10 protein-coding genes are annotated in these 12,906 nt (G+C 54.0%); all 10 read left to right on the top strand.

Translation table 11 applies throughout. The features are described 5' to 3' along the window. Positions 1-26: 26 nt before the first annotated feature. The 10 genes from C8273_RS00675 to C8273_RS00625 all read left to right on the top strand — a co-directional run bounded on the left by C8273_RS00675 (position 27) and on the right by C8273_RS00625 (position 12,731). Complete coding sequence (locus tag C8273_RS00675; protein WP_106625959.1) at positions 27-1,028, top strand: hypothetical protein; 1,002 nt, start codon at positions 27-29, stop codon at positions 1,026-1,028. A 175-nt stretch (positions 1,029-1,203) separates the two neighbouring features. Then, a complete protein-coding gene (locus tag C8273_RS00670) occupies positions 1,204-2,124 on the top strand; it encodes a DUF3829 domain-containing protein (protein ID WP_106625958.1) in 921 nt (306 codons plus the stop codon). A gap of 158 nt (positions 2,125-2,282) precedes the next feature. Further along, positions 2,283-3,413 carry a hypothetical protein gene (locus C8273_RS00665; RefSeq protein WP_106625957.1) on the top strand — a complete coding sequence of 377 codons (1,131 nt, stop codon included), beginning with the start codon at positions 2,283-2,285 and terminating at the stop codon, positions 3,411-3,413. A gap of 539 nt (positions 3,414-3,952) precedes the next feature. After that, on the top strand, positions 3,953-4,621 hold the full coding sequence (locus C8273_RS00655; RefSeq protein WP_106625955.1) for a CsgG/HfaB family protein: 669 nt from the start codon (positions 3,953-3,955) through the stop codon (positions 4,619-4,621). 55 nt (positions 4,622-4,676) lie between these two features. Further along, positions 4,677-5,579, top strand: coding sequence for an LPP20 family lipoprotein (locus C8273_RS00650; RefSeq protein WP_106625954.1), 903 nt, complete (start codon positions 4,677-4,679; stop codon positions 5,577-5,579). A 221-nt stretch (positions 5,580-5,800) separates the two neighbouring features. Further along, positions 5,801-7,810 carry a type I restriction-modification system subunit M gene (locus C8273_RS00645; protein WP_106625953.1) on the top strand — a complete coding sequence of 670 codons (2,010 nt, stop codon included), beginning with the start codon at positions 5,801-5,803 and terminating at the stop codon, positions 7,808-7,810. 1 nt (position 7,811) lies between these two features. Further along, positions 7,812-8,117 (top strand): nucleotidyltransferase family protein, encoded by a 306-nt coding sequence (locus C8273_RS00640; protein ID WP_106625952.1) that lies wholly within the window; start codon positions 7,812-7,814, stop codon positions 8,115-8,117. Beyond that, the gene (locus C8273_RS00635; protein ID WP_159060721.1) at positions 8,107-9,339 is read left to right on the top strand and encodes a restriction endonuclease subunit S; all 1,233 of its coding nucleotides are present in this window, start codon (positions 8,107-8,109) and stop codon (positions 9,337-9,339) included. The genes C8273_RS00640 and C8273_RS00635 overlap by 11 nt, the downstream gene beginning before the upstream one ends. A 28-nt stretch (positions 9,340-9,367) precedes the next feature. Next, the gene (locus tag C8273_RS00630) at positions 9,368-9,637 is read left to right on the top strand and encodes an AbrB/MazE/SpoVT family DNA-binding domain-containing protein (RefSeq protein WP_021771954.1); all 270 of its coding nucleotides are present in this window, start codon (positions 9,368-9,370) and stop codon (positions 9,635-9,637) included. A gap of 73 nt (positions 9,638-9,710) precedes the next feature. Further along, the gene (locus C8273_RS00625) at positions 9,711-12,731 is read left to right on the top strand and encodes a type I restriction endonuclease subunit R (protein WP_106625950.1); all 3,021 of its coding nucleotides are present in this window, start codon (positions 9,711-9,713) and stop codon (positions 12,729-12,731) included. Positions 12,732-12,906 lie beyond the last annotated feature (175 nt).

Raw genomic sequence — 12,906 nt, 5'->3', positions numbered from 1 at the left:
GAACAATACATACGGGAGTGAGTATCATGTTGAAAAATATTCTGTGCGCCGCCGTCTGCGCACTTAGCCTCTGCAGCGCCGCACCCGTCTGTGCTGCGCCTGAGATCATCGAGGCGGACGGCGTCTATGTGATGGGCGACAGCGACACGCCGAAAACGGCGCGGGATGCCGCACGTACGGAGGCGATGCGCGCGGCGACCGAGCGGGCGGGCATCTACATCGAGAGCACGAGCGAAGTGCAGGGCTATACGCTGACGCGCGATGAGGTGCGTACGGTCGCTGCCGCCGTGCTGCGCGTCCTGGACGAGAAGGTGACGCCCGAGCTGGTCGGCGATGCGTGGCGCTATCGCATTCATCTCGTCTGCTCCGTGGACACGGACGGCATCGACCTCAAGGCGCTTGCGGGGGACAAGGCGGAGCTGGAGCGTCTGCGGCAGGAGCGTGATGAGCTGCGCACGGCGAACGAGGCGTTGAGAAGCCGTGCAGCGTATCAGCAGCCGGCTGCGCCGCGCGGCTTTGAGGTCTATGGGGATGCCGCACGGGAGCGGCGCACGGCGGCATACACAGGCGAGGGCGGACAGGATGCCGTCTTCGCGGATGTGACGGCGATGATCGAGCGCGGTGAGACGGAACACGCCGTCGCCGATCTCTCGCTGCTCCTCCAAGACCCGAGCGTTACGGGCGATGCGCGCGCCTATGCCTACGTCCTGCGCGGACGTGCCTACTACGCGCGCAGCAGCAGTGCGCTCGCCCTTGCCGACTTTGCGGCGGCGGAGCGCACGCCGCATACAGGCAGTCCCTACCCCGTCTGGCGGCTCTATGAGTACCGCGGCAGGATCCGCTATGATGAGGGGAAGTATGACGAGGCGGTGAACGATCTCATGAGCGCGTGGGACGCGTCGGACAAGACGGACGATGCGCTGTGGGCGGCGCTGCGCCGTGCGGAGCGGCGGGCGGAGCAGGCGCGCCGCCATGCCGTGCGTGGGGATGGCGGGGCACGCGACTGGGGTGTCGTCATTGTTCCATAGGCAATGCGGACAGGCATATTGATTCAGTCATTGCGGAACTATCGACCTGATTTTGAACCAAACGTTTTGTTTCGCTATACTTATGAGTGTTATGAGCGTTAGACGAGCCTCCACGCGTATCTCGTCTGTTTCATTGACACGTACGCTGCGTGTCCTGTTTTAAAGGAGGATCTTTATGTTTTATTCCATCCGTCGTACACTCTCCATCCTCGCCGTCGGCAGTCTCCTGTGCGCACCCGCTGCACTCCTCACGGGCTGTTTCGGCAGCAACAAGGGCGAAGACCCCGCCGCAGGCGTGAGCGCACTGCTCGCCGGCAACACGACCGAGGACAAGATCGATGCGATCTCGCCCTACCTCGACGCGACGAACGACTACAATCGCTTCATCGTCACGTTCGACTACGCCATCACGCCCTCTCTCGAGGATATGCACAGCGGCAAGCGTATGACCTACGTCACCCTCCCGCACTTCACCGATCTGAAGAAGAATCTCGAAGAAGCGCGTGCGAATCCGCAGACCGCGGGCGTCTATCCGGACATCGACGCGGAGGCGGACGCCGTGCTTGCGATCCTCAAGGATCTCGCCCCGCTCGCAGACAAGATGGAGAGCTACTACTCCTCGAAGGGCTACATGGCGGACGACTATGCTGCCGCGACGCAGATGACTGCGCAGTATCTCCCGCTCTACGACGCATTCGAGCCTGCGTACGACAAGTTCGACGCCGCTGTCACGACACATTTCAAGGAAGTGCAGCTTGCCCGCCTCGAAGATATGCGCAAGGAGGGACGTGTGAACGCCGCCGCCTTCCTCGAACTGAACATGAAGGTGCGCGAGCTTGCCGATATGCTTGACAACGAAAACATCGACAAGGCTGCCGCCGAGGCGAAAATCACGGAGATCAATGAACTCGCGGCCAAGATCCCCGATGTACCCGCGCTCGGCTCCTACAAGTCGAACCTCAACCGTTTCATTGGCACGTTCCGCGGCTATGTCGCAGGTCAGGAAGACGGCAACGAGGTTGTGGAGGACTTCAACGACTTCGTGCGTTCCTCGCAGAACCTCGACCTCGCCGAGCTGGATCACAAGAAAAAGTAACGGCAATCCCATTGCCGAGAGTGCCGCAGTACAAGGCTGCGGCACTTTTTGTACCGCATTCATTTTCTCTTCTATACGTTTACGCTTTTTTGTGGTATGATAAAAATGCAGAAAACACGTGCATTCCTTTGACCTTTAGAAAGGAGCATCCACACGTTATGAAGAAACTACTCATCGCGCTCGCCCTCTGTATGGCAATGGTACAGACCGCATTCGCCCAGACTGTCACGGTCGAGGGCGTCGGTGTTGACCGCGACTCCGCGATGCGCGACGCGGCACGCATGGCGGTCGAGCAGGTTGCCGGGATGTATTTGAACTCCGACACGGTCGTCTCGAATACCTCCGTGGAGCTGGACGAGATCCTCACGCATGCACAGGGCTATGTCCAGAACATCAATGTCCTCAGTGAGTCCGTCAGCGGCGGCGAGTACCGCGTCCGCGCAAGCGTCGATGTGAACACCGACGCGAACTCGCCGTTCATGAAGCGCATGGATGCCGTCATGCGCCTCAGCGACCCGCGCATCGGTGTCGTCATCCTCACCGACGATAACGACAGCCAGAACTACTACGAGGCAGCGACGACACGCGGTCATGATACGATCCTTGAGACCGCGCTGAATGAGCGCCTGCTCACGGTCGGCTTCAAGCACGTCGTCGATGTGAGCCTCCTCTCGCAGCTGCAGGACTCTGCTGTGCTGAACGCCGTCTATCGCGGCGACAGCCGGCTCCCGTACGGCACGAACACCGCTGACCGTCCGATCGACTATCTCGTGATTGGTCGCAGCCACGCGGACGGCTACGCGATCAAGATCCCCGACAACCACGGCGGCTACGTCACATCGCCGATGTCCTCGGCACGTACGCAGCTCGATCTCAAGATCATCTCCTTCGGCACGAGCACCATCATCGGCACCTACTCCGTCGAGGGACAGGGTGTCGAGAACACCCCCGAGCTGGCGCGCCGCAAGTCGCGTCAGGCAGCGGCCGTCAAGGCGGCGGAGAAGCTTGAGCAGCAGTTCCTGAAGGCTGCGGCAAACGCATTCTCCGGCATCCAGCTCACCGTACGCGCGAACGACTTCTCCCTCGTTGAGCAGCTCGTGAAGGAGCTGAAGGGGCTGCGCGGCGTGCAGGATGTCTACGTGCGCGGCACGAACGCAGGCAAGACGACGATTGACATTGCGTCCTCGCAGAAGCCGTTCACGATCCTCCAGATGCTGCAGCGCACCACGAACCTCTCCATCTTTGTAGAAAGCACCAGCGACAGCGAGCTGAAGATCACGCTGCGCTGACCGAAATCGATACCAAACTGCTGCATGAAGCGTTTCGTGCAGCAGTTTTTCCTTTTTGCAAGACGGCACAGATCGGATGCAGTCCGTAATATTTGGCGAAAAAATTTTTTCGTACGACAATGCCGATCTGTATGAAAAAACCCTGAAACCCGCGTCATTCCTCTAATGTTTCAGAAAATAGGACTTTTCGACCTGTCAATTTGTACAGTATCAATTTCATTTCATTTGTGTTAGAATAGGAACGGACATCTTATATGTCAGCATTTATGCACTCACGGCAGGCAGTCTGCGTGTTTTCTGCCCATAGCCATCATTCGCCTGACCGCGTGGTGCAGCCCATGGAAGTTAGGGAAGCACTGATAAATTCAGCCACGCCATCTTAACGCATCTTTTTTGCCCGCACTGTGTCGGCAAATCCTCCACATAGCTTTGGCTATGCGTCCGGTTTGCCTCCTTGTTCGGACGAAAAAATCTACGCCAATCTGACGGACTGCATTTTATCAGCGATTCCTTAGGGATCATGTTTAAGGAGGAGTTCTATGTTTAAGAGAATGATGGGCGTGCTCGTCCTTCTTGGCGGACTGATGATGGGATCCGTCTGCCATGCAGGCCTGTATGACAATCCCACGGTTGCAATCATGCCCTTCCAGAACAAAGTGCCGTATCAGTGGGATGGGTTCGGTGACCGCGCGGGCGTTGCGACCGAGGAGCTTTTTGCCCTCATCAGCGACCGCCCCGATGTCTTCCAAGTGGTTGAGCGTATCGAGTTTCAGGGGCTTGTGGATGAGCAGAGCCTCGGTATGACCGGCCTCATCAGTCCCGACAGCGCAGTAGAGACTGGCGGCATGAGCGGTGCGGAGTATAAGATCTTTGGCGCCGTCACCAACCTTTCGGCAAAGAATGACAGCATGGCACTCGGCGCCCTGCTCGGCGGTCTCGTCGGCAGCCAGGCAAGCGTCACGGCGAACGTCACGATCCGCGTGGTCGAGGTTGCGACGGGGCGCGTCGTCCTCGTCGGACAGGGCAAGGGCAGCTCCAAGCGCGTGTCGGCAGGAGCCGCGACGGACAGCGGCGTCATCATGATCGGCTCGACGGGCGTGAGCGAAGAGATGGCGTTCAATGCCATTTCCAAGGCGACCAGAGATGCCGTCAACGGCAAAGAGGGCATCTTTACGAAGATGGGCGTCAACAAAAAAGGGAAAAAGTAGGGACAACCGGGCACAGTCCCATGCGCTTTTGATCTGATATAAAGGAGCGATAACAATGAAGAACCTGAAGAAAAAAGCACTTGTCAGTGCCCTCGCAGGCGCATTCGTATTCGGCGCGGGCTTCTCGATGGCACCTGATTCCGCGCTGCCAACGCTCACCATCATGCAGGCGACCGAGGCCGCCACGCTGTGGGAGGATGGCGTCATTACGGCAGAGGGCGCCGGCACGCCGCCGATGGGCACCTACGGCTCCAAGGCGAACATCATGGCACGCCGTGCCGCAATCGTCGATGCACAGCGCAACCTCGCCGAGCAGGTGAGCGGCGTTCAGGTCGATGCCGAGACGACGGTCGAGAACTTTGTCATCAGCAGCGATATCGTCAAGACCAAGGTCAGCGCGCTCATCAAGGGCGCCGTCGTTGTCGAGGAACAGGCGATGCCGGATGGCAGCTACCGCGTTGTCATGTCCATGCCACTCTATGGCACGCAGGGACTTGCCTCCGCCGTCATGCCCGCCGTTCGTCCGAACACGCCGCCCACCCCGCCTCCGCCGGTCATCTCCGCCACCATCACGGCCGAGATTACAACGCAGGTGCAGGCACGTGGCGTTGGCTATACGGGCGTCATCGTGGATGCGGGCGGCATGGGGCTCAAGCCCAGCTTCTCCCCCGTCATCTATGACACGAACGGCCGCGCCATCTACGGCGTCAGCAACATCAACTACGATCAGGCGATCTCGCAGGGCATGGTCGGCTACTCCGCCAGCGTCTCTGCGGCGCAGAGCCTCGCGCGTGTCGGCGGCAGCCCGCTCGTCGTAAAGGCGGTGCAGGTGCGTGGCGGCAACAACTCCACGAACCCGGTCAACGTCGTCGTCTCCGTTGAGGACGGCGACCGCATCCTCGCCGCGAACGCGCAGAGCCAGATGCTCATGAACGGCTCCGTCGTGTTCGTGCGCTGATCGGCAAGAACGACAGATACGAAACTCCCGAGGGCAGCCTCGGGAGTTTTTGCGTTATGAATCTTGAAACAATATCGTATAGACTGCTATGCCCCTCCATCGAACGAAAAATTTGCACGAGTTTGCCTGCAGCGATTCCAGAGGATTTGCCGTTTATTTCAGAATATGTTATGGTATATATTGGATAAGTATAAGGAGACGGCAGAAGGGAATTGACATAGATGAATACGAAGACATCCGACTTTATATGGAAAATCGCCGATCTTCTGCGGGGCGACTACAAGCAGAGCGAATACGGCGATGTTATATTGCCCTTTACCGTGCTCTGTCGCTTGGACAGCGTCCTGAAAGATACGCATGATGCGGTCGTGGCAGAAAACAAGAGGATACACTACAAGAACAAGGCTCCCTTTCTGACCGCCATCAGCAAGCATAAGTTTTACAATGTCAGCGAATTCACCTTTGAGTCGCTGACCAGCGATTCCGGACTGATTCGGGACAATCTGATCGACTATATCAAGGGCTTTTCGGAAAATGCCCGCACCATACTGGAGTCCTTTGACATCTACGCCCAAATTGACCGTTTGGACAAGGCGAACCTCCTGTATCTGGTCATGCAGAAATTTGCAGGCGATGTTGACCTTTCGCCGAAAGCCGTGAGCAACAATGAGATGGGCTATATTTTCGAGGATTTGATCCGCCGTTTCTCGGAGATGTCCAACGAAACCGCCGGAGAGCATTTCACGCCCCGCGAGGTCATCCGGCTCATGGTGTCCATCCTCTTTGATCCGGACATGAAGCATATTTGTGAGCCATTCTTTATGGCAAAGCTGTATGACCCTGCAGCCGGCACAGGCGGGATGCTGTCCGCCGGCATTGAAAAAGCAGGGGAACTCAACGAAAATGCACTCATCGAGGTCTATGGGCAGGAACTCAACGAAAAGACCTATGCCATTTGCAAGTCCGATACCATGATTAAGGGCAAGGGCTATGAAAACATCCACCTCGGCAACAGTTTCACGGACGACGCCTTGAAGAGGGAGAAGTTTCATTATATGCTCTGCAATCCTCCCTTCGGCGTGGAGTGGAAGAAGTATGAGGCATTCATTCGGGACGAAGCGGAAGAAAAGGGTGATCACGGAAGATTCGGCGCGGGGCTTCCAAGGATTTCGGACGGGGCGTTTTTGTTTCTCCAACACATGATCAGCAAGATGCTCCCCGCAGACGAGGGCGGCAGCCGCATTGGCATCGTGTTCAACGGCTCCCCGCTCTTCACGGGGGATGCCGGGAGCGGCGAGAGTGAGATTCGGCGGTGGATCATCGAGCAGGACATGTTGGAGTCCATCATCGCCCTTCCCGACCAGCTTTTTTACAACACGGGGATTTTGACCTATGTGTGGATTGTCACCAATCGCAAGTCCGGCGTTCGCAAGCAGAAAATCCAACTCATCGACGGCACTCCCTTTTTCGAGCGGATGAAAAAACCCCTCGGCGAAAAACGCAAACTCTTGACGGAACAGCACATTGACGATTTGACGAAAATTTACGGCGCGTTCCTGCCGGGAGAGCATTGTCAGATTTTTGATAATGATGACTTTGCCTATTGGAAGATAACGATGGAGCGCCCCCTTCGACTGAATTTCAAGGTGAGCGCGGAACGAATTGCCAGATTGCGGGAGCAAAAGCCCTTCACCAATCTTGCCGCCAGCAGGCGCAGGGATGAAAAAGCCGCCGCAGAGGAAATCAAAGCCGGGGAAAGGCTGCAGCAGGATATTCTGCAAGCGTTGTCCGCTATGGATAGCACAGTGCTGTATAAAAATCGGGAGGAATTTATCTGTGTCCTAAAGGACACGCTGAAAAGAGCCGAAATCGCCGTAAAACCCAATGTTCAGAAAGCCATCCTTGCCGCACTCGCCGAGCGGGACGAAACGGCGGACATCTGCTTGGACAAGGATGGCAATCCCGAGCCTGACCCCGATCTTCGGGACACGGAGCAGATTCCCGTGAAACAGAACATCGAGGAATACATTCGGCGGGAGGTTCTGCCCTATGTGCCGGATGCCTGGGAGGATGTGTCCAAGCGGAAAAAGGGCTATGAGATACCCTTTACTCGCTATTTCTACCACTATGAGGAAGTAGGAGATGCCGAAAGCACACTGCGGGACATTGAGACACTCGGGAAAAAGATACAGGAAGACATTGCTGCCCTGTTCGAAGATCGGAGGGATTGATATGTCGCAGATGATTCTTACTTTTGACGAAATAAAGCAGCGATTACAGCCGATTTTTGCAGGGCATCAGATTCGCCAGGCGATTCTCTTTGGCTCTTATGGCAAAGGGACGGCAACGAAAACAAGCGACGTGGATTTGCTCGTGGACAGTGATTTGCGCGGTCTGAAATTCATGGGGTTTGTGGAGGAGCTGCGGGAGGCTCTGGACGATAAAGATATGGATGTGTTCGACATCAAACATATCGAACCGAAGTCCCGCATTGCTGAGGAAATCAAACAGACGGGAATTGAGATTTATGCGCGATAGGTATGCGGAGTATAAGGATAGCGGTAGTATTTGGGCGGGGGATATTCCTTCTAATTGGGATTCAATAAGACTTCAGTTTCTCTGCGATATTTCTACGGGGAACAAAGATACGGTTGACCGAGATGATTCTGGCAAGTACCCTTTTTATGTTCGTTCGCCTATTATTGAGCATATCAATTCATACAGCTTTGACGGGGAAGCTGTTTTGATGGCGGGAGATGGTGCTGGGGCGGGTCGAATTTTTCATTATGCCAATGGAAAATTTGACTATCATCAACGTGTTTACAATTTGCATAACTTTCGGCGAGTATCGGGAAAATATCTGTATTACTTTTTGCAAGAGAATTTTCACAAGGAAATTGACCGTAGCAATGCGCGGTCAACAGTTGATTCTGTACGCTTACCCATGCTTCAAGATTTTGTCATCACCTTTCCAAATAACATTGACGAGCAAGCATACATAGTAGAGTATTTAGACGATTCCACGAAGAAAATCGACGAATCCGTAGCCAATTTGCAATCCCAAAGCTCCATGCTCACCTGCTACAAACGCGATCTTATTGCCGAATGCGTCACCAAGGGACTGGATAAATCCGCGCCGATGAAACCGAGCGGTGAGGATTGGATTGGCGACGTGCCAGAGCATTGGCAGATTGTACCGTTAAGGGCGTTCTTGAAACCAAATAACAGGAAAAATCCCGGGGGATTTCCCTTACTCTCTGTGGAACGGGAGCGTGGAGTTGTAAATAGAGAAACGGACGGCTCACCGGATAATCATAATCGCGTTCCTGATGACTTGTCGAATTACAAAATGGTCGATGAGGGACAATTTGTTATGAATAAAATGAAGGCATGGCAAGGCTCTTATGGAGTTGCTCCCTGTGCCGGCATTGTCAGCCCTGCTTATTATGTTTATGACTTGGTCGTTGAGAATAAGGAGTTTTTCAATTATGCCCTACGGAGTAAATGTTATGTTGGATTTTTTGGACGGGATTCCTATGGGATAAGAATCGATCAATGGGATTTTAAGGCAGAGTATATCAAGCATATTCCTTTTGTTGCTCCTCCCATAGAAGAACAGAAAGAAATCGTAAATTATCTATCAAAACAGGAATCCAAGATCAACCGTTTGCAAGCAAATATTGAGGCGCAAATCCAAAAACTGAAAGACTACCGCCGCATCCTGATTCACGATGCAGTGACGGGCAAGATAAAGATTTAGCAAAGTATCATACGAGGAGGGAATTGAGATGGAGTTGGCAACGATTAACGCAAAAGGACAAATAACGCTCCCCTTGTCTGTGCGCAGACAACTCAGACTGAACAGCGGCGATCGCGTTGCTTTCGTGCGCGATGGCGAGAAACTTATCATCACGAGTGATCCTGTGACGGCACTGACGGAAGTGCAGGCGGCTTTTCAGGGGGCTGCGGAGGAGGTGGGGCTATATACCGAAGATGATGTTGTCCGTATGGTGAAGGAAATCCGGGCAGAGAGGCGGGAGAATTCGTCGTGCGAGTAATGCTTGATACCAACATTCTTGTATCCATGATAATCTTTCCCGACAAAATGTTTCTTGTTTAGGAGGTATCGTCATGCCGATCGATACATCGGAGCGTGTCTTTGAGCGTGAAATCGAATACTGCCTCACGCATTTGGGCAAGAAATCAGAGCGGTATATCAAGGGCAACCCGAAGGACTTTGACCGCGCTTTGGCGTTGGACGGGAAGATGCTCATCGCATTCGTGCAGGACACGCAGCCGGACAAATGGCAGGCCATCGTCCGGCGACACGGTGCGGAGGCTGCCGCTCAAAGCCTGCTGCATCGGGTTGGCATTGAACTGGACAAGCGCGGCACGATTGACTGTCTGCGCCACGGCATCATCGATATCGGCGTGGAGGTGCGGCTGGCCTACTGGAAACCGGGAAGCCGCATGAATCAGAGCGCCCTTGCGCTCTACGAGAAAAACCGGCTCTCCATCACACGCCAAGTAAAATATGCCATGAACAGCGAACATTCGATTGGTACGGTGCTGTTCGTGAACGGGATTCCTGTCGTCACGATGGAGCTGAAGAACCCGATCAAAGGGCAGACCTATCAGGATGCCATTGTGCAATACCAAAAAGACCGCAGTCCTCGTGAGAAGCTGCTGTCCTTCAAGAAGCGCGCCCTCGTGCATTTCGCCGTGGATCCCGACGAGGTGTGGATGACCACGCGGCTCGACAAGTTGGACACGCAGTTCCTACCGTTCAATCGCGGCCATGCGGACGGCTCTGCCGGCAACCCGCCTATAGAGGGGGACTATCGCACATCCTATCTATGGAAGGAAGTTCTGCAAAAGGACAGCCTCTTAGATATTCTGCAGCGATTCGTCCAAGTGCAAAAGGACAAGAAAAACGGTCATGAGTGGATCATTTTCCCACGCTATCATCAGCTGGATGTGGTGCGGAAACTGGTGGCGGATGTCAAGCAGCGTGGCAGTGGACATAGCTATCTCATTCAACACTCCGCCGGCTCCGGTAAATCCAATTCCATCGCTTGGCTCGCTCATCATCTGGAAAGTGTTCATGATGCCGATGAACAGGTGATTTTTCACAGCATTATCGTGATTACGGATCGGCGGGTACTGGATAAGCAGCTCCAAAAGGACATCTTCAGCATGGAGCATAAGCAGGGTGTGGTGGTGCGCGTAAGCCGCAATGCCAAGCAGCTGACGAGTGTCTTGGAAAAAGGGGCGCGCATCATTGTCTGCACCCTGCAGAAGTTCCCCTTCGTGGATGTGCAGCGGATTTGCACCACGGGCAGACGATTCGCCATCATCGTGGATGAGGCACATTCGTCCCAGAGCGGCAAGGCAAGCGAGCGCATGAAGGAAGTGCTGGCAGATATTTCCATCCATGATGGGGAGGCGATCGAACAGCGGCTTCACGAGTATGCTGCGGCAGAGGCGAGAGCAGAGGAGGAAACGCCCGATCGGGATGAGGAACTAGCTGACGAAATTCGAAAGCAGATTGCCGCGCATGGCAGACAGGAAAATCTCTCTTTCTTCGCATTTACGGCAACGCCCAAGCAAAAGACACTGGAGATGTTCGGCACCGCCGTACCGGGGAAGAAGCCGGTGCCGTGGCATATCTACAGTATGCGTCAGGCCATCGAGGAGCACTTTATCTTCGATGTGCTTGAAAACTACACCACCTATGAAACATATTTCCAGTTGGGAAAGAAGACAAAAGAAAATCCCGAATATGCCAAGAAGCAGGCGAACAAGGCTCTGGGCAAATACATGAGTCTCCATCCCCACAATCTGAGACAAAAGACGGAAATCATTGTGGAGCATTTCCGCAGCCATGTCATGGGGCAAATCGGCGGTCGCGCAAAGGCAATGATTGTCACCGGATCAAGGCTCCATGCGCTCCGCTACTACTTCGAGTTTGAGCAATACATCAGAAAGATGGGGTATGACGATCTTGGCGTGCTAGTGGCATTTTCCGGTGTGGTCAAGGATGACATCACCGGGGATCTGGTGGAATACACAGAGGAAAAAATCAACAAGTTCCCTGAGGATCAACTGCCGGAGAATTTTGCCGGGAGTGACTACCAACTCCTGCTGGTGGCAGAAAAATACCAGACGGGCTTTGATCAGCCGCTGCTCCATACGATGTATGTGGACAAGCAGCTTTCCGGTGTTAAGGCGGTACAGACATTATCCCGTATCAATCGTATGTGCAAGGGCAAGACCGACACCTTCATCTTGGATTTTGTCAACACACGGGGGGATATTCAAAAGGCATTCCAAGAGTATTACATCTCCACCACGGTTTCCGACACCACCGACCCCAATGTAGTATATGATATGAAGCGTTTTTTGGACAGTGCCATGCTGTATGATGAGCGGGATATTGATGGGTTTGCGAAGGTCTTTTTCAAGGAGAAAAAGCAGCAGAGCAATATGGACTTGGCAAAACTGAATGCTTTTCTCGATCCGGTGGTAGAGAGATATCGGCAATTATCCGACGAGCAGGAACGGAACGATTTCTGTCGGACGTTGGTGAAGTTTGTCCGCGCCTATTCCTTTCTCACACATATCATTTGCTTTGATGATGTGAAGCTCCATAAGTTCTACGCCTTCGCCAAGGCATTGGCGCGGAAAATCCCCAAGGATCGAGCCGAACGTATTCCCAATATCGAAAGCGATGTCAATCTGCAGTATTACCGCCTTCAAAGGGTCTATGAAGGTTCCATCGGTCTTGAGGCGAGGGAGGGCGTGCTGCCGTATGGATCACAGTCCGGCTTGCCGCTTACGGATGAAAAAGAAAAGCTGTCCGAGATTATCCGCAGTCTCAACGAGCGCCTCGGCACAAACTTTACGGAGATGGATAAAGTACTGGAACAGCTGGTGGACGATATGTCCGCCAATGAGGAGATGGTGCTGCGGGCAAAGAACACGCTCGACCTCTTCAAAATTGTCTACGACGAAAACATCATGAACATTGTGCTGCGGCGCATGACGCAGAACCAAGAGTTCTGCGAGAAGTATTTGGACGATGATGAGTTCCGCGGGGAGATTGACAAGGTGCTGCTGCCCTTGGTGCACGAGCGACTGTCTCAAATGTAGTGCGATCCGGCGAGAGCAGAGATGTTCTCGTCGTTTTGTTTGGAAAATTTTTCTGCACGGGTCTTTCCCTACTATATTTTCATTGCTCAAACTTCGCAGATAAATAATGTACTGTAAGCCTTGAAGTATCTAGGTTTTGGTCAAATAAAACAGCATGAGCGACATCCATTTGGTA

Origin of the sequence: Candidatus Centipeda massiliensis (assembly GCF_900290285.1) — a bacterium.
Classification (GTDB): Bacteria; Bacillota; Negativicutes; order Selenomonadales; family Selenomonadaceae; genus Centipeda; species Centipeda massiliensis.
The sequence above is the reverse complement of the archived record's forward strand: the minus strand, read 5'-3'. Positions and strand labels throughout refer to the sequence as shown.